Annotated in this window: 16 protein-coding genes, 2 tRNA genes and 1 pseudogene; 13 read left to right on the plus strand and 6 right to left on the minus strand. The window is 72.1% G+C overall.

Translation table 11 applies throughout. The features are described 5' to 3' along the window. Nucleotides 1-99: 99 nt before the first annotated feature. Nucleotides 100-594: a MarR family winged helix-turn-helix transcriptional regulator gene (locus ACIPEQ_RS05920; RefSeq protein ID WP_402714459.1), complete on the minus strand. Its 495-nt coding sequence runs from the start codon at nucleotides 592-594 to the stop codon at nucleotides 100-102. A gap of 94 nt (nucleotides 595-688) precedes the next feature. Here ACIPEQ_RS05920 and ACIPEQ_RS05925 point away from each other — a divergent pair. The 4 genes from ACIPEQ_RS05925 (at nucleotide 689) to ACIPEQ_RS05940 (ending at nucleotide 3438) form a co-directional block, all read left to right on the plus strand. After that, nucleotides 689-760 (plus strand) — tRNA-Gln (locus tag ACIPEQ_RS05925). A gap of 41 nt (nucleotides 761-801) precedes the next feature. Beyond that, nucleotides 802-873: transfer RNA gene (locus ACIPEQ_RS05930), tRNA-Gln, on the plus strand. A 32-nt stretch (nucleotides 874-905) separates the two neighbouring features. Further along, entirely contained in the window at nucleotides 906-2993 is a 2088-nt protein-coding gene (locus ACIPEQ_RS05935) for a hypothetical protein (protein ID WP_402714460.1), read from the plus strand. A gap of 97 nt (nucleotides 2994-3090) precedes the next feature. Then, entirely contained in the window at nucleotides 3091-3438 is a 348-nt protein-coding gene (locus ACIPEQ_RS05940; protein WP_250368394.1) for a DUF4234 domain-containing protein, read from the plus strand. Between the two features lie 153 nt (nucleotides 3439-3591). Here ACIPEQ_RS05940 and ACIPEQ_RS05945 read toward each other — a convergent pair whose 3' ends face one another. The 3 genes and pseudogenes from ACIPEQ_RS05945 to ACIPEQ_RS05955 form a co-directional block, all read right to left on the minus strand. Beyond that, the gene (locus ACIPEQ_RS05945; protein ID WP_402714461.1) at nucleotides 3592-5064 is read right to left on the minus strand and encodes a glyceraldehyde-3-phosphate dehydrogenase; all 1473 of its coding nucleotides are present in this window, start codon (nucleotides 5062-5064) and stop codon (nucleotides 3592-3594) included. Further along, nucleotides 5064-6923 (minus strand): annotated as a pseudogene (locus tag ACIPEQ_RS05950) (phosphoenolpyruvate carboxykinase (GTP)). The gene ACIPEQ_RS05945 and the pseudogene ACIPEQ_RS05950 overlap by 1 nt, the downstream one beginning before the upstream one ends. A 32-nt stretch (nucleotides 6924-6955) precedes the next feature. Then, a complete protein-coding gene (locus ACIPEQ_RS05955; RefSeq protein WP_402714462.1) occupies nucleotides 6956-8368 on the minus strand; it encodes a cation:dicarboxylate symporter family transporter in 1413 nt (470 codons plus the stop codon). 187 nt (nucleotides 8369-8555) lie between these two features. Here ACIPEQ_RS05955 and ACIPEQ_RS05960 point away from each other — a divergent pair, with 187 nt between their 5' ends. Then, nucleotides 8556-10250, plus strand: a complete 1695-nt coding sequence (locus tag ACIPEQ_RS05960) for an ATP-binding protein (protein ID WP_402714463.1) — start codon at nucleotides 8556-8558, stop codon at nucleotides 10248-10250. Further along, the gene (locus tag ACIPEQ_RS05965; RefSeq protein WP_402714464.1) at nucleotides 10247-10927 is read left to right on the plus strand and encodes a response regulator; all 681 of its coding nucleotides are present in this window, start codon (nucleotides 10247-10249) and stop codon (nucleotides 10925-10927) included. The genes ACIPEQ_RS05960 and ACIPEQ_RS05965 overlap by 4 nt, the downstream gene beginning before the upstream one ends. A gap of 146 nt (nucleotides 10928-11073) precedes the next feature. Here the strand turns inward: ACIPEQ_RS05965 and ACIPEQ_RS05970 are convergent, their stop codons facing one another. Further along, nucleotides 11074-11583 (minus strand): BLUF domain-containing protein, encoded by a 510-nt coding sequence (locus ACIPEQ_RS05970; RefSeq protein ID WP_161972558.1) that lies wholly within the window; start codon nucleotides 11581-11583, stop codon nucleotides 11074-11076. A gap of 103 nt (nucleotides 11584-11686) precedes the next feature. On the opposite strand from ACIPEQ_RS05970, the gene ACIPEQ_RS05975 reads away from it, so the two are divergent. The 6 genes from ACIPEQ_RS05975 (at nucleotide 11687) to ACIPEQ_RS06000 (ending at nucleotide 18202) form a co-directional block, all read left to right on the plus strand. Continuing rightward, nucleotides 11687-11989 carry a hypothetical protein gene (locus ACIPEQ_RS05975; RefSeq protein ID WP_126890227.1) on the plus strand — a complete coding sequence of 101 codons (303 nt, stop codon included), beginning with the start codon at nucleotides 11687-11689 and terminating at the stop codon, nucleotides 11987-11989. Nucleotides 11990-12126: 137 nt separating this feature from the next. Then, nucleotides 12127-13200 (plus strand): LacI family DNA-binding transcriptional regulator, encoded by a 1074-nt coding sequence (locus tag ACIPEQ_RS05980; protein ID WP_402714465.1) that lies wholly within the window; start codon nucleotides 12127-12129, stop codon nucleotides 13198-13200. An 89-nt stretch (nucleotides 13201-13289) separates the two neighbouring features. Further along, entirely contained in the window at nucleotides 13290-14609 is a 1320-nt protein-coding gene (locus ACIPEQ_RS05985) for an ABC transporter substrate-binding protein (RefSeq protein WP_126890225.1), read from the plus strand. Nucleotides 14610-14715: 106 nt separating this feature from the next. After that, the gene (locus ACIPEQ_RS05990) at nucleotides 14716-15708 is read left to right on the plus strand and encodes a carbohydrate ABC transporter permease (protein ID WP_058748928.1); all 993 of its coding nucleotides are present in this window, start codon (nucleotides 14716-14718) and stop codon (nucleotides 15706-15708) included. Continuing rightward, on the plus strand, nucleotides 15705-16649 hold the full coding sequence (locus ACIPEQ_RS05995) for a carbohydrate ABC transporter permease (RefSeq protein ID WP_402714466.1): 945 nt from the start codon (nucleotides 15705-15707) through the stop codon (nucleotides 16647-16649). Before ACIPEQ_RS05990 ends, ACIPEQ_RS05995 begins: the two co-directional genes overlap by 4 nt. Continuing rightward, nucleotides 16646-18202 (plus strand): GH32 C-terminal domain-containing protein, encoded by a 1557-nt coding sequence (locus tag ACIPEQ_RS06000; RefSeq protein ID WP_402714467.1) that lies wholly within the window; start codon nucleotides 16646-16648, stop codon nucleotides 18200-18202. The genes ACIPEQ_RS05995 and ACIPEQ_RS06000 overlap by 4 nt, the downstream gene beginning before the upstream one ends. A 70-nt stretch (nucleotides 18203-18272) precedes the next feature. Here ACIPEQ_RS06000 and ACIPEQ_RS06005 read toward each other — a convergent pair whose 3' ends face one another. Continuing rightward, the gene (locus ACIPEQ_RS06005; RefSeq protein WP_402714468.1) at nucleotides 18273-19130 is read right to left on the minus strand and encodes a formate/nitrite transporter family protein; all 858 of its coding nucleotides are present in this window, start codon (nucleotides 19128-19130) and stop codon (nucleotides 18273-18275) included. Nucleotides 19131-19338: 208 nt separating this feature from the next. Here ACIPEQ_RS06005 and ACIPEQ_RS06010 point away from each other — a divergent pair, with 208 nt between their 5' ends. Next, on the plus strand, nucleotides 19339-24780 hold the full coding sequence (locus ACIPEQ_RS06010; protein WP_402714469.1) for a discoidin domain-containing protein: 5442 nt from the start codon (nucleotides 19339-19341) through the stop codon (nucleotides 24778-24780). Nucleotide 24781: the final 1 nt, after the last annotated feature.

Below are 24781 nucleotides of genomic sequence, written 5' to 3' on the forward strand. Positions count from 1 at the left end.
GCCCGGCAGGCTACGCCGCGGTCGACCCGGTCGAACGCGTGGACCCGGTCGACCCGGTCGAACGTGTGGACCTGGTAAACCCGGTCCGTCGCTCGGTCGTCAGTCGCCGAGCCCGAGGATGAGCCGCCGGAGCAGCCCGGACAGCTGCCCCTGCTCGTCGTCGGACAACTCGGACAGGATCGCCCGTTCGGCCACCAGCAGGTCCGCGATCGCGGCGTCCACGGCCGCGCGGCCGCTCGCCGTGAGGGACACGAGGATGCCCCGGCCGTCGCGCGGGTCGGTGCGTCGGCTGACGAGCCCCCGTGCTGCGAGGCGGTCGACCCGGTTCGTCATCGTGCCGCTCGACACCAGGGTCTGCTGCAGCAGCGACTTCGGGCTGAGCTCGTACGGTTCGCCAGCCCGCCGCAGCGCCGACAGCACGTCGAACTCCCACGGCTCGACGTCGCTCGCGTCGAACGCGGCCCGTCGCGCACGGTCGAGGTGCCGGGCGAGCCGGTCGACCCGGGACAGGACCTCGAGCGGTCCGAAGTCCAGGTCGGCCCGCTCCCGACCCCACGCCGCGACGATCCGGTCGACCTCGTCCTGCTGCGGCATCCCTCCATCTTGGCCGAAGCCGTCGCGCGCGGCCAGCGTCCGGGCCGTGGGAGGATGGACGGGCACCGGACGGGCTCCACCCCGTCCGGTGCGTTCCGCCTTGGTGTAACGGCAGCACGACGGCCTTTGGTGCCGTTAGGTCCGGGTTCGAATCCTGGAGGCGGAGCGCGCGACGGCACGGACGCGCTCTGGCACGATGAACCCCATCGGCGTGTAGCTCAGCAGCAGAGCACCGGACTCTGGATCCGGAGGGCGCAGGGGCAGCACCTGCCACGTCGGCTGACAGCACCACCACGAGGGGGACCATCGTCATGTCCGCACCGGCCTACCTGCGGGGTCAGCTGAGTCGAGCCCTCGACGCGCACCGCGACCGTCGGACGGCGAAGATCCTCGAGGCCATCACCGGCATCGAGGCCGGCCGCATCACCGTCGGCATCCCGGTCCCGACGAAGGGGATGCCGGCGTGGGTGACCCCGGAGATCATCCGCGGCGGGTTCGCAACGGGTCACGCCGCCGCGTCCGGCCCGCTCACCGACAGTGAGCAGGCGCTCGCCGCGGAGCACGGCATCCCCGCCACCCGCGCCGCGTTGTTCCAGTGGGCGCTCACCGACACCGGTCTCAACTGGTTGGCCACCCTCCTCGACCAGCAGCGCTACGAGGTCCGTCTCCCAGAGCAGGCGGCGCTGCTCACCGTCGTGCACCTGCTCCGCACCGGCCACCCCGCCGAAGCGGCTGCTGTGCTCGACAGCATCCGCCGGTACGCCGACCAGCTGCAGTTCCTCCCGACCCCGTTGCGCGCACCCGTACCCGACGGCGTGCACATCGCGACCATCGGCGACGCCGTCACCGCGCTCGAGCAGAAGAAGCCGCACCGACAGGTCGAAGCGCAACGCGTGACGAACGCCATCTGGAACCCGTTCACCGACGAGCTCGTCGGTCTCTGGTGGAGCACCCGCGACGGGGGCGGCACCGTCGGCCGGGCCTTCCCCGACGGGTGGGAGTCGCGGGCGCAGGACCTCCTCGACGTCCACGAGGCCCTCAGCGAGGAGCACGACCTCCCGGCGCGGCACCGGAAGCCCGGGTCCACCGTGCAGATCCTCCTCACCGCGACCCGCGCCGTGCTCGCCGGCGACCGGACGCAGGTCCAGCGGGCTCGGACGGTCGTCGCCGACGTCGTCGCGAAGCGAGGCGCTCCCGGATCGGAGACGCTGCGGACACTGCGGCGCGCTCAGCAGGAGGACGCCGCGAAGCCGTCCCACGCAGTCCTCGCGAAGGGCACCGCCGACGCCCTCCGCCCACACACGGGCGTGCTCACCGCCACACCGCTCGACCTCGTCGTCGGCACGCCCGGCGAGCACCTGCCGTTCGTGCGTCGGACCGTCGACCGGGCACGTCACGCGCCCGTCGGGCAGCTCATCCACGTCGGCATCATCAGGTCCGCCGAAGGCCTCGCCGAGGTCGCACCGCAACTCGCCGGCCCCGCCATCGCCGCCCGGTACACCGACCCGGCCGCCGGCCAGCTCGCCGCCGCGACCTTCACCGCGTTCCAGAACCGGCGGACCGTGCTGCTGCTGGACCTCCGCAAGCAGGTCCAGGTGACCGCGCTGCCCTGGTACCAGGCGCTCGCCGAGACGTCCGAGACGACGGGGTCCGATGGGGTCGGCCTCCTCCGGCAGGCGAACACGCTCAGCAAGCACGCCGTCGAGTCGTTCCCCGGGACCGTCCTCCCGAACGCGTTCCTCCGCGTCCTCGCGGAACTGTACCGGCAGGCGGACCTCGCCCTGCCCGTCACGTACGAGCTCGCGGCGGACATCTTCACGGGACGCTTCTCGAGGACGTTCGTCGACGCAGGACGCATCGCCCACGACCTCGTCGCCGACGGCCGCTCCGACCTCTACGCGCGGTACTACGGCCTCGGGGTGCACGCTCCCGCCACGGAGAAGGCCTTCGCAGCGGAGGCACGTCGTCGAGCCGGCGTCACGACGGACCGCAGGTGGGGATCCACCGCCGTCGCCGGCAGCATCATCGAGCAGGCACAGATCCTCACCACCCACAACCTCGCCCTCATCGTCCACGCCGGAGCCACCATCGACTGGGAGGCAGCCGCCTTCGCCGCGTTCGTCCGCACCGTGCAACCGGAGCTGTACGCCGCGCAGCAGGAGCGCGGCCTCCGCCAGCGGAAGAAGGCGGCCTACGCGTGGCGGCAGGTCGTCTTCGCCCTGACGATGGCCGGCGAGGACGCGACCGACCGGTTCCTCGAACGAGCCCGGAGGGCCGCGACCGGCCACCGTGCCCGCGGCCGGTCACTGGCGCTCCTCACCGACCTCGACCGAGCACGCCACGGTCAGACCGTCGAGGAGCCGTTCACCGGCTGGGTCGTCCGCGACGGCGACCGGTAGCCGACGCCGCGAGCCGCTCGAGCCACGTGGTGTCGGTGCAGCGGACCCCGGAACGGGGGAGCAGCGGTGGCGGCGAGGGGCCGTTAGCGTCGCCAACATGACAATCTCTTCGGTGATGAAGCCGCGCTCTGCAGCTGCCGTCTTCTTCCTCCCGATCATCACGTTCGGCATCTACTCGATCGTCTGGTGCGCGAAGACCCGCGGCGAGGTGAACGCGGCCGGTGCGCATGCGATCACGACGTGGTGGATCCTCTGCCCCTTCGGCGTGTTCTGGTACTACTGGTCGCTCGCGAAGGGCATCTCCCACGTCAGCCGGCTCGGGACGGGCGGGAACTACGCGCTCCTCCTCCTGCTCGGCAACCTCGGTGCCGCCATCGTGCAGGCCCGCGTCAACGCGACCTCGCGGGTCGCGACCGCCTCCGTGCCCGCCGCTGCAGTCGCCTGACGCACACGACGGAAGCACCCGACGGACGGGAGGCGCGGTGGCGGCTGACACCGCGCCTCCCGTACGCCCCACGGTCTCGTCCAGTGCACTGATCGCGCAGTCGGTTTCAGGTCGCGGTGGGGCGTGGCACGGTGGCCGCCGCGCCGCCGGTGGTCACCGGCCCTGTCCCGCTCCGGCCATCTCCTGCAGGACCCGGTGCACCTGGCGGCTGTAGCCGGACTCGTTGTCGTACCAGACGTACAGCACCACGTGCTCGGACCCGTCCGCGATGGTCGCGAGCCCGTCCACGATGCCCGCCCGCCGGCTGCCGAGCAGGTCCGTCGAGACGATCTCGGGCGACTCGACGTAGTCGATCTGCCGACGGAGCGGCGACGTGAGCGAGGCCTCCCGGAGCACCCCGTTCAGCTCGTCGCGACCGACGGGTCGACCGAGCGTCAGGTGCAGGACCGCGAGCGAGACGTTCGGCGTCGGGACGCGGACGGCGTTCCCGGTGAGCCGGCCCCGGAGTTCGGGCAGGGCCTTCTCGGCGGCCTTCGCAGCACCGGTCGCGGTGATCACCATGTTCAGGCCCGCCGCACGGCCGCGCCGGTCGGCGGGGTGGTAGTTGTCGACCAGGTTCTGGTCGTTCGTGGCGGAGTGCACCGTCTCGACGTGTCCGTGCACGATGCCGTACGCGTCGGACACGACCTTGAGCACGGGGACGATCGCGTTGGTGGTGCACGACGCCGCGCTCACGACCGGGTCGTCGCCGATCGTGTCGTGGTTGATGCCGTGCACGACGTTGGGGACGTCGCCCCCGCCCGGTGCGGTGAGCAGGACGCGTGCGGCACCCGGTGCCCGCAGGTGCTGCTCGAGCCCCTCGGCGTCGCGCCAGCGGCCGGTGGTGTCGACGACGATCGCGTCCTCGATGCCGTGCGCGCGGTAGTCGACGGCGTCCGGGGAGTCGGCCGAGACGAACTGCACGAGGGTGCCGTTCGCGGTGATCGTGTCCCGCTCGGTGTCGACGGTGACGGTGCCGGCGAAGGGACCGTGGATCGAGTCCCGCCGGAGCAGGCTCGCGCGCTTGACCAGGTCGTCGGCACCGCGACGTCGGACGACGACGGCGCGCAGCACGAGTGGGGCGTGCTCCCCGGCGCGTTCGAGCAGGATCCGGGCGAGCATCCGCCCGATGCGACCGAAGCCGTACAGGACGACGTCGCGTGGGGCGTCGCGGGCCGAGCTGTCCGCCGTGCCGCGCCGCAGGAAGAACTCGTCGGCGAGGAACTCGCGCAGGGTGCTGCCCAGCCGGTCGCGTCGGTGTCGGGACGCGAGGTCGCCGAGGTCGACGGACACCGACGACAGCGCCATCGTCTCGAGTTCGGTCAGGATCGCCAGGCTCGTCGCGACCGGCAGCTCGGTCTCGTCGACGCGACGGCTCGACCGGTGGGCCTTGACGATCGCGATCGGGGACTGCCCCACGAGGGGTCGGCCGTGGACCGACGGCACGACGTCGTCCCGGCGGTACAGGCGACCGATGAGCGGCACCATCGCTTCGGCAGCGGCGAGCTTCTCGTCCCACTCGTGCTGCAACCGGGCACGCTCGGCGGCGGTGGACACCGCGGCTTCGGCCGGAGCGGCGGCCGCCATCAGGCGACCTGCCGGACGGGGACGGCGGCGTGCAGGGCGGCGCGGCGTTCGTCGAGGATCGTCGTGAACACCGGGGGCGTGCGGTCCGCGAACCCGGCGAGGAACTCCTCGGTCAGGTCGCACTCCTCGAGCCACGGCTCCGGGTCGACGGCGAAGAGTGCGTCGAGCTGCGCCTCGGACAGGTCCAGGTCGCGCACGTCCAGGTCGTCCAGGTCGGGGAGCAGGCCGACCGGGCTCTCGACCGCCGGCACGCTGCCCTCGACCCGGCGCGCGATCCACTCGAGCACGCGGGCGTTCTCGCGGAAGCCCGGCCACAGGAAGCCGCCGTCCGCGTCCCTGCGGAACCAGTTCACCTGGAACACCGCCGGAGCGCCGGCGCCCAGCTGTCCGCCCAGGGTCAACCAGTGCGACCAGTGGTCGGCCATGTCGTAGCCGCAGAACGGCAGCATCGCGAAGGGGTCGCGGCGGAGCTCGCCGACGGTGCCCTCGGCCGCGGCGGTCCGCTCGGACGACACGGTGGCGCCCATGAACACGCCCTCGGCCCAGGTCGGTGCCTGTGCCACGAGCGGCACGTTCGTCGAGCGGCGGCCACCGAACACGACGGCGTCGACCGGGACGCTGTGCTCCCACCCGTCGGCGAGCGTCGGGACACGGTCGAGCGAGACGGTGAAGCGGGCGTTCGGGTGCGCTGCTGGCGTCGGGCTGTCGGGCGTCCAGTCGGCGCCGGTCCAGTCGACAAGGTGTGCGGGCGGTCCGGGGGTGAGCCCCTCCCACCAGACGTCGCCGTCGTCGGTCAGCGCGACGTTCGTGAAGATCGTGTCCGCGGCGATCGTCGCGACCGCGACGGGGTTCGTGTCGGGGCCGGTGCCGGGTGCGACGCCGAACAGCCCCGCCTCGGGGTTGATCGCGTGCAGCCGTCCGTCGGCACCCGGACGGAGCCAGGCGATGTCGTCGCCGATGGTCTCGACGGACCACCCGGGCAGGGCCGGCTGCAGCATCGCGAGGTTGGTCTTGCCGCAGGCGGACGGGAACGCGGCGGCGACGTGGAAGGCCCGACCCTCGGGTGAGGTGAGCCGGACGAGCAGCATGTGCTCGGCGAGCCACCCCTCGTCGCGACCCATGACCGAGGCGATCCGGAGCGCGAAGCACTTCTTCGCGAGCAGGGCGTTGCCGCCGTACCCGGAGCCGTACGACCAGACCTCGCGGGTCTCCGGGAACTGCACGATGTACTTCGTGTCGTTGCAGGGCCAGGCGACGTCCGGCTCCGGGACGCCCCGGTCGCCCCGGAGCGGGTGCCCGACGCTGTGCACCGTCGCGACCCACGGCACGCCGGTGTCGATCGCGCGGAGCACCTCGGGGCCCAGTCGCGTCGTCATGCCCATGCTGAGGACGACGTACGCCGAGTCGGTGACCTCGACGCCGAGCTGCGAGATCGGGCCGCCCACCGGTCCCATCGAGAACGGCACGACGTACATGGTGCGGCCGCGCATGCTCCCCGCGAAGCGCTCGTCGAGCTCGGCGCGCATCGCGGTCGGTTCCCGCCAGTGGTTCGTCGGGCCGGCGTCCTCGGGCGTGCGGGAGCAGGTGAAGGTGCGGCCCTCGACCCGGGCGACGTCGTCGGGTGCCGATCGGGCGAGGTAGCTGTTCGGCCGGAGCTCCGGGTCGAGGGCGATCAGCTTGCCCTCGTCGACGAGCTGCTGGGTCAGGCGGGCGGTCTCGTCGGCCGACCCGTCGCACTAGACGACCGCGTCGGGGCAGGTGAGGGACGCGATCCGGGCGACCCACGCCTCCAGGGCGACACGGGGTGAGCCGGGGACGGTGTGCGGGGCGGGACGCGTGTGGTTGGGGTTGGTGATCATCGTCGATCTCCTCGTGGAAGGGGGAGGGGGGGCTACCGGCGGCCGGTGGTCGAGCGCTCCGGCTCGACGATGGTGCGGACGGCCTCGGTGGAGATCCGCTCGGGCTGCTGGGCCGCGGGACCGCCGTGGTCGTCGGCGGGCATCGTCCGCTCGTCGAACGGCGCCGCACCGGACAGCACCCGCTCGACCTGCTGCTTGTCGATCTGCTTCGTCCAGGTCCCCACCAGCACGGTGGCGACCGCGTTGCCGGTGAAGTTCGTCAGGGCGCGGGCCTCGGACATGAACCGGTCGATGCCGACGATCAGCCCGACGCCGTTCACGAGGTCCGGGCGGTGCGCCTGCAGACCGCCGGCCAGGGTGGCGAGTCCGGCACCGGTGACCCCGGCGGCGCCCTTCGAGGCGATGATCATGAAGACCAGGAGCGAGATCTGCTCGGGGATGTTCAGCGGCGTGCCGAGGGCGTTCGCGATGAAGAGCGAGGACATCGTCAGGTAGATCGCGGTGCCGTCGAGGTTGAACGAGTAGCCGGTCGGCACCGTGACGCCGACGACGGGCTTCGAGACGCCGAGGTGCTCCATCTTCGCGATGAGGCGCGGCAGACTGACCTCGCTGGAGGACGTCGACACGATGAGCAGGTACTCGCGGCCGAGGTACTTCATGAGCCGGAAGATGTTGACGCCGGTCACGATGCGGAGCAGCAGACCGAGGACACCGACGACGAACACGATGCAGGTGATGTAGAACGCGACCATGAGCGTCCCGAGGGCGACGAGCGCCGCGACGCCGGTGGCACCGACGACCGCGGCGATGGCACCGAACGCGCCGATCGGGGCGGCCCACATGACCATCGCGAGGATGCGGAACACCAGGGCCTGCAGGTGCCGGATGCCGGTGAGGATCGGCGCGCCCTTCTCGCCCATCGCCTGCAGCGCGAAGCCGACGAGCAGCGCGACGAACAGGGTCTGCAGGATGCTGCCGCTGGTCAGGGACGACACGAGCGTCGCGGGGATGATCCCGAGCAGGAACCCGGACGTCGACGACGCATTCTCCTCGGTGCCGGCCGGCAGTTCGTACGTGGCCTTCGACATGTCGAGGTGGTCGCCCGGGTGGATGAGGTTGCCGACCACGAGACCGATCGCCAGGGCGAACGTGGACATCGCGATGAAGTAGCCGAGCGCCAGGCCGCCGACCTTGCCGACCGTCGCCGCCTTCGCGATGGAGCCGACACCGAGCACGATCGTGCAGAAGATGACCGGCGCGATCATCATCTTGATCAGCGCGATGAAGCCGTCGCCGACGGGCTTGAGCCCGACCGCGAAGTCGGGGGCCGTCAGGCCGACCACGATGCCGGCGAGCACGGCCACGATGACCGCGATGTAGAGCCAGTGCGAGCGATCCAGACCGCGACGCCGGGGGCGGGCGGTGGTCGAGTGCGTCGATGCCATGAGACTTCCTTGTCGTCAGGACCGGGGCGGCGTCGCTCCGGTCGGCTCGTCCTCGGGGGAACGCACACACCCTCGCGCGCACCGGCCCACCGGATCGACTTGTGTTCACAACGTTCACGGCGGGCTGCGCGGACGGGCACTCGTGCGCGAGGATGGTCGTCCCGCAACGGAGCGAGGAGGCAGCCCAGTGGTACCCCGTCGGTGGAGCATCGCCGCGCGACTCTTCGCGCTCCAGCTGCTGTTCGTCGTCGTCGGGGTCGCCGTCGGCGGCGCCTGGAGCTGGGCCTCGGCGCGCGGTGACCTCGAGGCGGACGCGGCGGAGAAGTCCACCGCGGTCGCGGTGTCCATCGCCCGCAACCCGTTCGTGCTCGAGCAGGTCGACACCGCCGACCCGTCCCGGCGGCTCGAGCCGTATGCCCTCGACCTGATGCGGCGCACCCACACGGACTTCATCACGATCATGGCGCCGGACCGCACCCGGTGGACCCACCCCGACCGGTCGGAGATCGGCAAGCCGTTCCGCGGCACGGTCCAGCCCGCGCTCGACGGACGGACCTTCACCGAGACGTTCGCGGGGACGCTCGGTCCCTCGGTGCGGGCCGTCACGCCCATCACCGACGCCGACGGGCGTGTGGTCGGACTCGTCGCCGCGGGGGTCACCGTGGCGAACATCTCGACCGCCCTCGTGCCCCGGCTCACCTCGGTCGTCCTGCTCGCGCTGGCCGTCGTCGCGGTGGCCGCGCTCTTCTCGTGGCTGCTGAGCCGCTACCTCGGCAGGGTCACCGCCGGGCGGGGGCCGGAGGAGCTCGCTCGCGTCTTCGCGTCCTACGAGGGCGTGCTCCACTCGGTGCACGAGGGACTCGTGGTGGTGGACCGGTCCGGCGCGGTGGTGCTCCACAACGACCGCGCCGCGGAGCTGCTGCACCTGCCCGCGCCGGGGGAGCGCCAGGAGTCGATCCCGCTCGCCGCGCTCGACGTGCCCGACGAGTTGCGCACCCTGCTCGCGTCAGGCGACCGGGCCGTGGACGAGACGTACGCGACGCGTGACCGGGTGCTCGTGGTGAACCAGGAGATGGCGTTCCCGCGCGGGTCGACCCGGCCGCTCGGCACCGTCGCGACGATCCGTGACCAGACCGACCTGCTGCACCTGTCCGGCGAACTCGCCGCCACCAGGACCCTCACCGACGCACTGCGGTCGCAGACGCACGAGTTCGCCAACCGGCTGCACGCGGTGGTCGCCCTGATGGAGCTCGGCCGGGTCGACGAGGCGATCCGGTTCGCATCCGACGAGATCGAACGGCACGGCGAGGTCGAGCGGCGCGGCGAGGCCGAGCGGCACAGCGAGGTCGAGCGGCACGGCGAGGTCGAGCGGCTCGGAGCGGTCGCGAGCCACGGCGATCCTGCTCGGACCGCGCCCGAGGTGCTCGACGCCCTCCTCGCCGCCAAGCGGGCACAGGCCGGCGAGCGCGGTGTCGACCTCGTCGCCGACACGAGCGGCCTGCTCGACCCCGTCCCGGCGGCCCCCGGCGACGTCATCACGGTGCTCGGCAACCTCGTGGACAACGCCGTCGACGCGGTCGCCGGCCGCCGGCCCGGAGCAGACCGGGGCCGTGTCGAGGTCACCGTCTCCGGGGTTGCAGGACCCGGGGTCGACGGTCACGTCCGGCTCGTCGTCCGCGACGACGGACCCGGCATCGCCGACGTCGACGCCGTGTACGAGCGCGGGTGGTCGACGAAGCAGGCGGGTCCGGAGGGACGGGGCATCGGCCTCGACCTCGTCCGCTCGACCCTCACCCGCATCGGCGGGGCCGTCGACGTCACGACCGGGCCGGACGGCAGCACGTTCACGGTCGACCTCGCCGCCGGGCGCGTGCCCTCGTGACCGCGCCGATCCGGGTCCTCGTCGTCGAGGACGAGCCCCTGACCGCCGAGGCGCACGCCGCCTACGTCGCCCGGCTCGACGGCTTCGCGGTGGTCGGCACCGTCGGGACCGGCCGGGAGATGCTCGCCGCGGTCGCCGCGGAGCGCCCGGACCTCGTGCTGCTCGACCTCAACCTGCCGGACGCCCACGGCCTGCAGCTGGTCCGCGCCCTGCGCGGTGCCGGGTCCGCCGTCGACGTCATCGCCGTCACCGCCGCGCACGACGTCCGTGCGGTGCGGAACGCGATCGCCCTCGGGGTCGTGCAGTACCTGGTCAAGCCGTTCAGCTTCCGGTCGTTCGCCGACCGGATGACGTCGTACCGCGAGTTCCGGCGCGGGTTCGAGGACCGTCGCGCGCTCACGCAGGCCGACATCGACCAGCGGCTCGGGACCCTGCGCCCGGCGGCACCGGTCGACCACGAGAAGGGCATCGCGCCCGAGACGCTCGGGGTGGTCCGCAACGCACTGCTCGAGCGGCCGGACGGCGGGTCGGCCTCGGAGGTCGCCGAGACGACCGGGCTGTCGCGCGTGACCGCCCGTCGGTACCTCGAGCACCTGGCCGCCGCCGGGCAGGTCGGCAAGGACGTCCGCCACCGCGGGCAGGGCCGGCCGGAGTACGAGTACCGCTGGTTGCGCTGAGCGCTCTGCCGCGGACGTCCGCCGCGGCCGACGGGAGGCACGTGCGGGTCGCCGGGGCACGCTGCGGACCGGCGTGGTGCCGGACGGGAGGCGCGGTGCGGGCCGGCACCGTGCCTCCCGTCCGGACCGGGTCGCTCAGGACCGCGTCAGCGCGCGCGTGCCGTGCCGGCGTCAGGACCGCCGTCGGTGCGGTCCTGCCGGAACCACTGCAGGAGCTCCCGCACCGCGGCCAGGTCCGGCGCCCCGCCGTGGTCGTCCGGCAGGAAGTCGAGGTCGTCGAAGGTGGTGCGGTGACCGGGTACCGCAGCGCGCTGCAGCGTGGCCTCGGCCGCGTACCCCATCGACCAGTCGGGGAACTGGCGGGACCGTACCTGCTCCTCGAGCAGCACGGTGACCTGGTCGTGACGCGGGTCCTCGGCGATGTACGCCATCTTCTCGCGGACCGCGGTGGCGGGACCCTCGAGCAGCTGCAGGAACCGGTGGTCACGGAACAGCAGCAGGCCGGTCACCCCGACGCTCGCGTTCGCGCTGCGGGCATGGGTCAGCAGGTCGTCGAGGTCGTCGAGTCCGAAGCCGACGACGGCGCGGCTGGCGTAGACGAGGGACAGCAGGGTGCCGTCCGCCGGGGTCTGCGTCGGTTCCGATGATGGCTGCACCGGTCCACTCAACCCGGGCGAGCCGGGAGCCCACCCGGCGACCGGGCAGCGACGTCCCCCGGTTCCCTGGGACCGGCGCCGCGTCGCTCTCTACGGTGGACGGATGCGAGACGAGCTCGACGCCGCCCTGCGCGCGCACCACACGGCCACGCTGCCCGACGGCGTCGACCGTGCGAGCGTCTGCGACCCGGACCTGCCGACCGCGGAGATCGTCGGGTGGGCGACCCTGGTCGTCGCCGGGGTGCCGCTCTCCCCGGCGGAGCAGGGCCGCATCGCGTCGGCCGCGGCCGACGCGTTCGCCCTCATCGCCCTGCTGCCGGTCGAGTCGCGACCGTACTTCGCCCGCCTCGGTCTGATCGCGACCCTGGCGTCGGCGCTCGCCGTCGGCGCGCCCGCTCCGCGGTAGTTCCTCGCCGCGCCCGCTCCGCGGTAGTCCTCCACGGCGCCCGCGTCCGCCGAGTGCGTGACTAGGCTCAGCACGTGCGGTCCTCGGGTGGTTCCCGCCAGGGGCCGTCGAGCCGGACGGCAGAGGCAGGAGACCACGTGGCGCGATCGACGAGCATCCGCGACGTGGCGGCCGAGGCCGGGGTGTCGATCACGACGGTCTCGCACGCCCTGAGCGGCAAGGGCACCGTGAGTGCCCGGACACGCCTGCGGGTCGAGGAGGCGGTGGAACGCCTCGGGTACGCCCCGAACCCGATCGCGCGCGCCATGCGGACCGACCGACGAGCCGTGCTGGGCTTCGTGTCCGAGGAGATCGCGTCGACCCCCTACGCGGGGAAGATCATCGTCGGGGCGCAGGCCGAGGCCGCCGCACACGACCACGTCCTGATGATCGTCGACATCGCGGCCGGGGAGTTCGACGACCCACGCATCGACGCCCTCATCCAGCGCCAGGTCGACGCGGTGGTGTTCGCGTCGGCGTCGAACCGGGTCATCCGGTTGCCCAGGTCGCTCGACCCGGCGCGGACGGTGCTGCTCGACGCCTTCGATCCGGCGGCCCCGGTGCCGTCCGTGGTGCCCGACGAGCAGGACATCGCCGTGACGGCGGTCCGTGCCCTGCTCGAGGCCGGCCACCGGCGCATCGCGCACCTGACGGTCGAGGGTGCCGGTCCCGCCGTGACGGGCCGGGTCGAGGGGTACGAGCGGACCCTGGTCCAGGCCGGCCGTACTCCCGTGGTGGTGCGTGCGGCCGGCGAGGTCGCGGACGCTGCGGCCGGGCACCGGGCGGCGACGGAACTGTTCGGGCCCGCACCGTCGCAGGCGGCCGACGAGCACGCCGGTGAGCGCCCGACCGCGGTCTTCGCCTTCAACGACCAGATGGCGATGGGCGTGTACCAGGTCGCGGAGGAGCGCGGCATGCGGATCGGACGTGACCTGTCCGTCGTCGGCATCGACGACCTGCAGATCGTCGCGGCAGCCCTGCGACCGGGCCTGACCACCGTGGCGCTCCCGCACGAGCAGATGGGGCGCGCCGCCGTCCGCCGCGCGCTCGAGCAGACGGGCGCGCTGACCGCGCCACAGGCGCCGCAGACGCCGCGTGCCGGGGTCGAGCGACTCCGCGGCGAGCTGGTCGTCCGGGGCTCGATCGGACCGGTAACCGTTACTCGTTCGTGACCTTCGCCCGTGGCGAGCGGTTGCGCCCTGTGTGATGCTCGTCCTCGACACAAAACGATTTGGGTTTGTGCGAGTGAAAGGTCGAAGTAATGAGGCTTCGTAAGGGCATCGCCGTCGCCGCCGCGCTCGCGGTCGGGACCGGCTTGACGCTGACCGGCTGCAGCGCCGGCGGATCCGGGTCGTCGGACGGCACGGTCACGATCTCCGGTGGGTTCACCGGTGCACAGGCCACGGCGTTCCAGAAGGACCTGGACACGTGGGCCAAGAGCCAGGGCATCACGGTCAAGTACTCGGGCAGTGACAGCTTCCAGACGTCGATCGTCACGCAGGTGAAGGGCGGCCAGGCCCCCGACGTCGCGATCTTCCCCCAGCCGGGCGTGCTCAAGTCGCTCATCAGCCAGGGCATCCAGCCGCTCGACGACCTCGTGGACGTGAAGAGCGTCACCGCGGACGAGGCGAACGGTCTCGCCGACATCGCGAAGGTCAACGGCAAGACGTACGGCCTGCCCTACAACATCAACGTGAAGTCGCTCGTCTGGTACGACCCGGCGGCCTTCGCGGCGAAGGGCTACGAGGTCCCGAAGACGGACGCCGAGCTCACCGCGCTGCAGGACAAGATCATCCAGGACGGCTCCGGCTACCCGTGGTGCGTCGGCATCGCGTCGCAGGGCTCGAACGGCTGGCCGATGACGGACTGGCTCGAGGAGTACGTGCTCCGCTACGGCGGCCTCGACAAGTACGACGACTGGATCACCCACAAGGTGAAGTTCGACTCGCCGCTGGTCAAGCAGGCCGCCGGCAAGGTCGAGTCGATGATCTTCGCCGACGGCGCGGTCAACGGCGGCGGCAAGGCCATGGCGTCCACCGACTTCGGCGCGGCGGGCAACAACCTGTTCGTCGACGGCGGCAAGCCGGCCGGCCAGTGCTACATGATGCGCCAGGGCACGTTCATCACCGGCAACTTCCCGTCCGCGATCCAGGAGCAGATCGCGAAGGGCGACACGACGAACGTGAACGCCTTCCCGCTCCCGACCCCCGAGGGTGCCGCGACGTCGGGCACGCTCGGCGGTGGTGACCTGGTCGCCGCCTTCAAGAAGGACGACAACACCAAGAAGGTCGTCGACTACCTGGTCGGCAAGGAGTTCGGCACGAACGGCTACGCCAAGAACTGGTCGGCCGCGCTCTCGCCGCACAACGACTTCCCGGCGTCGGAGTACACCAGCCCGTTCCAGAAGGTCGCGCAGCAGGCCGTGAAGGACTCCAAGGTCTTCGGCTTCGACGCCTCCGACCAGATGCCGGGCGCCGTCGGTGCCGGTACCGAGTGGACGAACCTGACGGCGTGGACCGCGGGTCAGCAATCGCTCGACGAGACGCTCAAGGCGATCGACGCCTCCTGGCCGTCGCAGTAACACCCTCCACCTCCAGCCGTGGCGGTGTCCGACCGGGCACCGCCACGGCCCTCGGCGCCTGCACGCCGCAACAGCACACCCCGACAACGAAGTGAGGTGACCCCTCGTGCAGCAAGTCCTCAGCGTCCTCGTCTCCGTCATCGGCGGACTGGCCGTCTCGTTCCTGATCTACCTCGGGCTCAACTTCCTGGTCTCGAAGACGCACGGCAAGTGGCACGGTCGCCTCCTGCCCTACGTCTTCATCGGCCCGGTCCTGCTCCTCCTGCTCGTCTTCCTGGTCGTCCCGACGGTGCAGACCGTCATCCAGAGCCTGCAGAAGACCGACCAGTACGGTCTGACGTCCTTCGGCGGGCTCGACAACTACGTGTCGCTCTTCTCGACGCCGTCGTTCCTGTCGACCCTGCTCAACAACCTGCTCTGGATCATCGTCGTCCCGGCCGTCGTGGTCGTGATCGGCCTGCTCGTGGCGACCCTGGCGGACCGCCTCGGCCCGAAGCGCGAGAAGACCTTCAAGTCCCTGATCTTCCTGCCGATGTCGGTGAGCTTCATCGCCGCCGCGTCGATGTGGTCGTTCGTCTACGCGTACAACGCTCCGGGACAGCCGCAGGTCGGCCTGCTCAACGGCATCTGGACCGCGATCACGCACCAGAACCCGATCCCGTGGCTGCAGAACGACTTCCTGCGCATGAACAGCTTCCTGCTCATGGCGGTCGTGATCTGGCTCAACGCCGGCTACGCGATGGTCCTGCTCTCCGCGGCGATCAAGGCCGTGCCCGAGGAGACGATCGAGGCGGCGCGCATCGACGGCGCCAGCGAACGGCAGGCGTTCTTCCGGGTGATCGCACCCCAGATCCGCACGACGATCATCGCCGTCGGCATCACCGTGCTCATCACGGTGATGAAGATCTTCGACATCGTCTTCGCGATGACCAACGGGCAGTTCGACACGAACGTGCTCGGCGTCGAGTTCTACTCGCAGTTCTTCGCGTTCAACAACCCCGGGAAGGCGTCCGCCGTGGTCGTCATCCTCATCCTCGCCGTGGTGCCGGTCATCGTGTACCAGGTGCGGACCTACCGTGAACAGGAGGCCCTCCGATGACCGAGATCGTCCCGGTGGCCGGTGCCCCGAAGGTCGTCGCGACGAAGCGCGAACGCGTCACGAAGACCAGCGCCGAGCAGCGTCCCCGCGTCCTGCTCAGCATCGTGATGGGCGTCATCGCCGTGCTGTGGATGGTGCCCGCGATCGGCCTGCTCGTCACGAGCTTCCGCACCACGACCGCCGCGCAGAGCACCGGCTGGTGGACCGTCTTCGGGAACCTGTTCGGCACCGAGTGGACCCTCGACAACTACTCGAACGCCCTGACCGGGGCGACGTCCGGCACCGGGCAGAGCCTCGCCGCCGAGTTCCTGAACAGCGTCGCGGTCGCGGTCCCGGCGACGATCCTGCCGCTCATGATCTCCGCGTTCGCGGCCTACGCGTTCACGTTCCTGCAGTTCCGGTTCAAGGAGTTCTACTTCGCGGTCATCGTCGGCCTGCTCGTGGTGCCGGTGCAGATCTCGCTGATCCCGGTCCTGCAGCTGTACAAGACGATCACCGAGGCGACCGGGCTGCAGATCACCGGGACCTTTCCTGCGGCCTGGATCGTGCACTCGGCCTTCGCGCTGCCGCTGTGCATCTACATCCTGCGGAACTACATGTCGACGCTGCCGGTCGCACTGATCGAGGCCGCGCGCGTCGACGGCGCATCGCACTTCCAGATCTTCTGGCGGCTCGCGGTCCCGATGTCCGTGCCGGCGCTGGCGTCGTTCGCGATCTTCCAGTTCCTGTGGGTGTGGAACGACTACCTCGTCGCGTACATCTTCATCGGCAACACCAACCCGGTGCTGCAGCAGGGCCTGCTCGGCCTGCTCGGCCAGTACGGGTCCGGCTGGAACCTGGTCGCCGCCGGGTCGTTCATCGTGCTGATCGTGCCCCTCGTGGTGTTCCTGTCGCTCCAGCGCTTCTTCGTCCGCGGCCTGACCGCCGGGTCCGTCAAGTGAGCACGGTGACGGAGACCGCGCACACGGAGTCGGCAGCGGACGGTGCCACGATCCGCCGCCCCAGGGTGCACTTCACCCCCGCGCGGAACTGGATGAACGACCCGAACGGCCTGGTCCGCCACGACGGGCGCTGGCACCTCTACTTCCAGCACAACCCGAACGGCATCGACCACGGCACGGTCGGCTGGGGCCACGCGTCGAGCGCGGACCTGCTGACCTGGACCGAGCACGAGGTGGCGCTCGAGGCCGACGAGGACGGCCAGGTCTTCTCCGGCTCGGTGGTCTTCGACGCCGAGAACACGAGCGGACTGGGGACTGCCGAGCAGCCGCCCCTCGTCGCGATCTGGACGCAGGCGGCCGAGACCGAGCAGTCGCAGGCACTCGCGTCCAGCACGGACGGCGGGTACCGGTGGCGGAAGCACCCGGGCAACCCGGTGCTGCGTCGCGGGTCCGCCGACTTCCGCGACCCGAAGGTGTTCCGGTACGAGGGCGCGGACGGTCCCTGCTGGATCATGGTCGCCGTCGAGGCGCAGGACCGCCAGGTACTCGTGCACCGTTCGACCGACCTGCTCTCGTGGACGCTCGTGTCGACCTACGGCCCCGCCGGCCCGGTCGGCGGCGTGTGGGAGTGCCCGGACCTGTTCCCGCTGACCGTCGACGGCGACCCCGACCGTGTGGTCTGGGTGCTGCTGATCAGCCTCAACCCCGGCGGGGTGGCCGGCGGGTCCGGCACCCACGTCGTGCTCGGGCAGTTCGACGGCGAACGGTTCGTCCCCGACGAGCCGCTCCCCGCCGAGACCCGGCTGCCGGACGGGTCGTGGCGCGAGCAGTCGACCGAGGAGCTCTCGACGTACCGCTGGCTCGACCACGGCCCCGACGCGTACGCCGGCGTCACCTTCTCGGGCACCGAGGGCCAGGACCGGACCCTCGTCGCCTGGATGGGCAACTGGGACTACGCGAAGGACCTGCCGACCCGGCCGTGGCGCGGCGCGATGACCGCCGCCCGGGTCCTCGGCCTGACCGAGCGGGACGGACGCCTCGAGCTGGTGCGGCGCATCGTCGGACCGGCCGGCGATGCGGAGACGGTGCTCCGGCAGGAGGACGACCCGGCCAGCGTCCACGAGCTGCCCGGCCTGGTCCGCGTCGAGGTCGCGATCGCGCTGCGTACGGGCGACGGCGTCGTGCGCCTGGACGTCGACGACGCCGACGGTCGCCGGCGGCTCGGGCTCCGCTACGACCCCGCCGACGCCTCGCTCCGGCTCGACCGTCCCACCGCGCCCGGGCTGCCGGCGGCGTTCGAGCGGCACGTCGCGGCCACGGTCCGACCCGAGGGTGACCGCGTCGCGCTCACCCTCTGGTTCGACGAGTCGTCGGTCGAGGTCTCGTCCGGCGGTGGGACCGGTTCGATGACGGCGCTGCTCGCCGGCTCGGCGACCGACGGTCGCCGTCGCCTGCTGGTGGACCCGGGCCCGCACGCGGTCGCGGTCACGGCATCGGTCCCGGGCGCCGACGCGACGCCGGTGGACCCGTCGACCGTGCCGCCGGTCGACTGACGCGACCCGTCGACGGACGGGAGGCCCGTGGCGACGCAGCCACGGGCCTCCCGTCCGTCGTCCGCCCCGGTCAGTGCGCGGTGTCCCGCTCCTGCTCGCCCGTCCCGCGGTCCGGTGCGTCCGGCGCCTCGCGCCGCCGACCGCGCAGCAGGTCCGCCGACCGGATGATGCGCAGCGACGTCACGAGCACGACCCCGCCGAGCACGTTGAACAGGAGCACGTAGCCGAACCAGGCGGCCCACTGCCCGTAGGTGATGGACGCACCGGCCTGGATCGCCCCGAAGACCAGGAGCGAGTCCAGGATCGAGTGGAAGAGCTGCAACCCGGCGAGCAGGAAGCCGCCGGCGACCGCCGCGACCAGCTTCGCCGGGTCCGAGTCGGTGCCCTGCTGCATCCGCGTGACGAGGGTGATGGTGCTCCCGCCGAGCACCGCGAGCACGGCGGTCTGCAGTCCGAAGGGTGCGTCGACGTAGTGGCGGGCGGACTCCTCGAGCACCGTGTGCCACTGCGGGAACGCCTGCACGACGAGCCACATCACGACCCAGCCCCCGGCGAGGTTGCTGACGAGCGTGCCGAGCCAGAGCCGGACGAGCTGCGACACGGTGCCCTCGCGGGCCACGAGCGCCACGATCGGCATGAGGAAGTTCTCGGTGAAGAGCTCGCTGTGCGCGAGGTACAGCGCGACGAGGCCGATGCTGAAGGCGAGCCCCGCGAGCAGGTGGCTGTCGGTCTCGTGCAGCACGGCGAGGTAGCCCATCACGCCCAGCCCGATCTCCAGGCCGCCGGCGAACCCGGTCGCGAGCACCACCCGCAGGGTCCGCTGCAGGCGCTCGGCACCCTCGTCGACCACCGCGTCGAAGGACTCCTCGATCTCGTCCTCGACGGGGGCGTCGCTGTCGCCGACCTCGCGGCGTCGTTCGTCGGTCACCGGTCCGACCGTAGCCCCGGGCGCGCTGTGAGCCGGGGCGACGGTGCGCGTCCGGGCTCGGCCGACGCGCACCGCCGGACGTGCCGGTGCCGGAGTGCGGTACGGATCCTCACTTCTCCTGACGTCGGGTGCGGCGCTGCCGACAGGGGTCCCTGCGACCCGACGCACGCTCCGCCGCCGAACCTCCGCTCCCGGAAGGGGACCCTCCGTGCACCTGGTCCGCACCGTCGTCGTCACGCTCCTGCTCGGCGCCTTGACCCTGTCCCCACTGGCCGCCGCGGACCTCGCGTCCGCGAGCACCCTCCCGACGGACCTCCCGGACCGGTCCGCAGGCACCGGGTCCGCCGACCCGGCACACCCGCCGGTCGACCGGGCAGCCGCACCCGCTCCCGGTGCTGCCGGCCCGCAGGTCGACGGCGTGCGTGTCGGGGACGGCTCGTACGCGCCGACACCGCCGGCGGAGATCGCGTCCATCGCCGACGTGCGGAAGACCGTCGACCAGCACCTGTACGTCGACCCGTCCCAGGCCGGGAAGCCGGTCCCCACGAACCAGTGGTGGACCGACCTGCTCGTCAGCCGGTGGTCCGGCGACCTCTGGGCGTACCCCTTCGTGTCGTCGAACAGTGCACAGGGGACGAAGCTCACCCTCCCGACGTCCTGGAACGCCGACGGCACCGCGATGCGGCTCGACGCCCCCGTCACCGTCGGCGGCACGGTCGAGCCGACGCCGGACGCGTCGGACCGGGTGCTCGCCGACTTCGAGGACGGCGTGCCCGACGGGTGGACCACGACCGGGGGGGCCTTCGGCGGGACCGCTTCCGGCACGGCGTCGGGGCAGAGCGCCGTGTCCGGTTGGCTCGGTCACGGGTTCGTCGACTCGTTCACCGATCGCGACGGCGACGGTGCGACCGGCACGCTCACCTCACCGGGGTTCACCGTCGACCGGTCGACGCTCGCCTTCCTCGTCGGCGGGGGCCGGCACCCCGGTGCCGAGGCCGTGCAGCTGCTCGTCGACGGCGAGGTCGTCGAGGAGGCCACCGGCGCGGACAGCGAGGAGCTGCGGTGGGCGTCGTGGGACGTCAGCGCGTACCGCGGGCAGACGGCACAGGTCCGGGTCGTCGACTCGCTCCGGGCCGGGTGGGCGCACGTCCTGGTCGACCAGGTCCTGCTCACCGACGCCCCGGACGGCATCGCGCAGCGGTTCGACACGGCGTTCTCGGCCGATCGGGCCGACGCCCTGCGCTGGGGCGACTGGAACGTCAGCTGGCGGATGCCGCAGGCCGGACCGGGCGGTCAGTACATGGACGTGACGAGCGTGCAGGGGTCGCCGTACGAGTGGTTCGAGTTCCACGGCATGACCCCGCGCATCACACTGCAGGACGGGGCCGCGCTCACCGACGCCGACGGCCGCGCACTGACCGGGACCATCACGGCCGACCGCTTCGAGATCCGGCAGGACGGACACGTGTTCGGGGTGCACGCACCGACCGGCACCACCTTCACCCGCACGGGCAACGTGCTCGAGGCATCCGCGGGCACGCCCTTCCTCGTGCTCAGCGCGGTGCCCGAGCAGGGGCTGACGCTCGACGACCTGCACCGCACGGCCTTCGCCGTACCGCGTGACACCCGGATGGACTACTCGTACGACCCTGCAGCGGGAGCGGTCGAGCAGCGGTGGTCGCTGCAGACCGACGTGCTGCAGGGCACCGACCACGACACCGTCCAGGGCTGGTTGCAGCACCAGTACGCCGAGGCCGAGCACGACCTCCACTTCACCGGCGCCACCTACGCCACCCCGCGCGGCACGATGCGGACGACCGTCGGGCACGACGGCTGGACGCTGCGGTACGCCTTCAGCGGCCTGACCCCGATCGGTGCCGAGCCGACGAGCACGGGCGACGACCCGTACCGCGAGGACGTCATGCGGCAGTACCTGTCGGACTACGCCGAGAAGACGACCTACGGCGGCGACACCTACTGGGGTGGCAAGGACCTGCAGCAGCTCGGCGCGTACATGAGCGTCGCGGACCAGCTCGGCGACACCGAGGACGCCGCCCGGATGCGGAGCACCCTCGAAGGCGCGCTCACGGACTGGTACACGTACAGCGAGGGCGAGCGGGAGCACTTCTTCGCGATGTACCCGACGTGGAAGGCCCTGATCGGCTTCGGCGACTCGTACGGGTCCGCGCAGTTCAACGACAACCACTTCCACTACGGCTACTTCACGCTCGCGACGGCGCTGCTCGGGCGGGCCGATCCCGAGTGGGCACAGCGGTACGGCGAGATGGCGACCCTCGTCGCGAAGCAGTACGCCAACTGGGACCGCGACGACGAGCGCTTCCCGCACTTCCGCACCTTCGGCGTATGGACCGGCCACTCGAACGCCGGCGGCGTGTCCTCCCCCGGCGGCAACAACCAGGAGTCGTCGTCCGAGGCGATCCAGTCCGAGGCCGGGCTGTTCCTGCTCGGCACGGTGCTGGGGGACCGGGACATGCAGGCGGCGGGTGCGGTGCAGTACGTCACCGAGCGCGCTGCCGTCCGCGACTACTACCAGAACGCGCACGGCAACCCGGCGTCGGCCGTGTACGACGGCGACGGCGCGTTCCCCGAGGCGTACGACGCGGCGCAGGCGGGGATCCTGTTCGACTCCGGGCAGGCCGAGGCCACGTACTTCTCGGGGGACCCCGCCTGGATCTACGGGATCCAGTGGATGCCGACCGCCCCGTGGTTCACGTACTTCGGGTGGGACCCGGACTTCTCGAAGGCGATCATGCGGCAGATGATGGCCGCCCGGGGCGAGGTCGTCGGGCAGGACGGCGTGGTGAACGGCAACGCCGGGCACGTGCAGATGCTCACCAAGAAGTGGTGGGGCGTCGGCACCTACGGAGACGTCGCGATCACGCGGGACCGGTCGGCGGCGATCGGTGAACTGCAGGACGCCGTCCGCGCCGTGGAGCGGAACCACCCTGGCTACGTGACGGCGAAGACCGCGACGAACCCCCTGTACGACCGGTCGACGGACACGCTGTACGTCTCGGTCGACGACGACGGCTCCGTCGTGTTCCCGTCCCGGTGGTGGACACCCGAGACCCTGCCGGCGGCGCTCGTGCCCGCGGAGATCGACGGCCCGACGGCGGACCGACAGCCGGGGGACTGGCCGGAGCCGTCGCCGCTGCTCCCGTTCCTCGTCACCGACTACCGAGCGGACGCCGACACGATCGACCGGCTGTACGGCGTCGACCTCACCGACCACCACCCCGGTGCCGACACGGCCCGCGCGGCCGCGGTCTTCAGCGAGATGGGCGACGCGCTCGGCAACGTGGTCCTCGGGTTCCTCGCCCAGTACGACCCGGACACGTACGCCGACGTGCACGCCGCGCTCTGGGCCGACCACGACCCGGCCGTCACCGGTCGGTCGATGGCCGGGATGGTCTACCACCAGGCGATGTCGAACCGCACCGTCGGGCACGAGGTCACCGACCGTCACACGTCGAGCCCGCTGAGCCAGGTGTTCCGCGCTGCCGACGGCACGTACTCCTACGTGATCGACAACATCGACGACGTCCAGCACACCTACGACGTCTTCGAGGGTCAGCGGGTCATCGGGCAGATCGCGGTGCCCGCCCGGACGCAGGTCACGTCGCACCTCGACGCCCGGCTGGCGACGATCGTCGTCGGGACCGAGGGCGACCCGCGGACGCTCGCACCGGGGAGCACGACGGCGTTCACCGTGACCGGCTTCGACCAGTACGGCGCGACGATGCCGCTCGACGACGTCCGGTGGTCGACCAGCGCGGGGACGATCGACCAGGACGGCACCCTGCACGCCGGCGCCGCGGCGGACGCGGTGTCCGTCACCGCGACCGTCGGCGCGGTCTCCGACTCGTACGACCTCCGCGTCGCGCCGGCGCCGGTGCTCACGGGCATCACGGTGACGCCCGGAACGGCCCGTGCCGTGGTCGGGGAGCCGGTGACGTTCTCCGCCGAGGGGCACGACCAGTACGGCGACCCGGCTCCGCTGCCCGCCGACGTCGCCTGGAGCACCACCGCCCCCGGTACGGTCACCGGCGACGGGGCCCTCACCACCACGGCCCCCGGCGCGGGCTACGTCGTGGCGACGGTCGGCGGCGTCGAGGCCGGCGGCGTCGAGGGCAGCGCCGTCGTCTCGTCGATCGCGTCGGTGCCGGTCGTCGACGTGACCTCCGCCGTGGCGAGCTCGACCGACGGGGGCAACACCGCGGCGAAGGCGGTCGACGGGGACCCCGCCACCCGATGGGAGAGCGCGCACGGCGTCGACACGGTGGACCTGACGCTCGACCTCGGGGCCGTGCGGGACGTCGAGGACCTCCGGGTCACGTGGGAGAACGCCGCGGCGGCACGGTACGTCGTGCAGGTGTCCGACACGGACGGCGGCCCCTGGCGGGACGTCCGCACCGTGTCGAACGCGGACGCGTCGGTCGACACCGTGCCGGTCGGCGCGACCGCCCGCTTCGTCCGGCTGCACATGACCGACCGCCTCACCCAGTACGGCTACTCGGTGTGGGACGTGCAGGTGACCGGGACGCCGGCCGCCGCCGACGTGGTCGTCCGCGACCTGCTGGTCGCTCCGCGCAGCGCCACGGTGCTGCCCGGCTCCTCCGTCCGGCTCGCCGCGTACGGGTTCGACGCCGACGGCCACGGCGGCCTGCTGACCGGTGACGCCCAACCCGTCTGGACCGCGGACGGGGGCGCGACGGTGAGCGCCTCGGGCACGGCGACCCTGCCGGACCGCGGCGGTGCCACCGCGACGGTCCGCGCGGTCCGTGGTGCGGCGACCGGGCAGGCCGTCCTCACGACCCTCGACCAGGGCGAGTCGCCCGCGGTCTCCCGCGACGTCGCCGTCGGCAAGCGGGTCACGACCTCGTCCGACGAGCGCGGGGACCTGTCGGGCGACGCAGCCGTGGACGACGACGACACGACCAGGTGGTCCAGCGCCGCCCACGACGGCGAGTGGCTGGCGGTCGACCTGGGGTCGGTGCTGCCGCTCGACCGCGTCGAGGTCCTCTGGGAGGCGGCTGCAGCGGCGTCGGACCACGTCGAGGTCCGCGACCGGGCGTCCGACCCGTGGCGCACGGTCTCGACGACGACCGACGGCAGGGGCGGGACCGAGACGCACGCACTCGACGGCGTCCGCGCCCGGTTCGTGCGCCTGGTCGCCGACACACGCACGACGCGGTACGGCGTCTCGGTCTGGTCGTTCCGGGTGTTCTCGACCGAGGGCTCGCCGACGCCGGACCTCGCTCGGCGTGCCGCGGTGTCGTCGTCCGGCGACGAGTCGGCCGGGACCCCGGCACGCCACGCGGTGGACGGCGACCCGGGCACGCGGTGGGCGAGCGAGCACCGGGACGACGCCCGCCTCGACGTCGACCTCGGCGCGCGGCACGAGGTGCACGAGGCGACGATCCGGTGGGAGGACGCGTACGGCCGCGCCTACCGCATCGAGGGACGGGACGGGACGACGGGTGCGTGGACGACCATCGCCACCGTCACCGACGGCGACGGCGGCACCGACCGGGTCCCGCTGTCCGGTACGTGGCGGCAGGTCCGGTTGCAGGGTGTCGACCGGGCGACGCCGTACGGGTACTCGGTGTACGGGTTCGAGGTCCGGTGAC

Source organism: Curtobacterium sp. NPDC087080, from assembly GCF_044745105.1.
Lineage (GTDB): Bacteria > Actinomycetota > Actinomycetes > Actinomycetales > Microbacteriaceae > Curtobacterium.

Coding starts and splice junctions, on each gene's coding strand:
- ACIPEQ_RS05920 (WP_402714459.1), bottom strand. CDS start 594: ATGCCGCAGCAGGACGAGGTCGACCGGATCGTCGCGGCGTGGGGTCGG.
- ACIPEQ_RS05935 (WP_402714460.1), top strand. CDS start 906: ATGTCCGCACCGGCCTACCTGCGGGGTCAGCTGAGTCGAGCCCTCGAC.
- ACIPEQ_RS05940 (WP_250368394.1), top strand. CDS start 3,091: ATGACAATCTCTTCGGTGATGAAGCCGCGCTCTGCAGCTGCCGTCTTC.
- ACIPEQ_RS05945 (WP_402714461.1), bottom strand. CDS start 5,064: ATGGCGGCCGCCGCTCCGGCCGAAGCCGCGGTGTCCACCGCCGCCGAG.
- ACIPEQ_RS05955 (WP_402714462.1), bottom strand. CDS start 8,368: ATGGCATCGACGCACTCGACCACCGCCCGCCCCCGGCGTCGCGGTCTG.
- ACIPEQ_RS05975 (WP_126890227.1), top strand. CDS start 11,687: ATGCGAGACGAGCTCGACGCCGCCCTGCGCGCGCACCACACGGCCACG.
- ACIPEQ_RS05985 (WP_126890225.1), top strand. CDS start 13,290: ATGAGGCTTCGTAAGGGCATCGCCGTCGCCGCCGCGCTCGCGGTCGGG.
- ACIPEQ_RS05995 (WP_402714466.1), top strand. CDS start 15,705: ATGACCGAGATCGTCCCGGTGGCCGGTGCCCCGAAGGTCGTCGCGACG.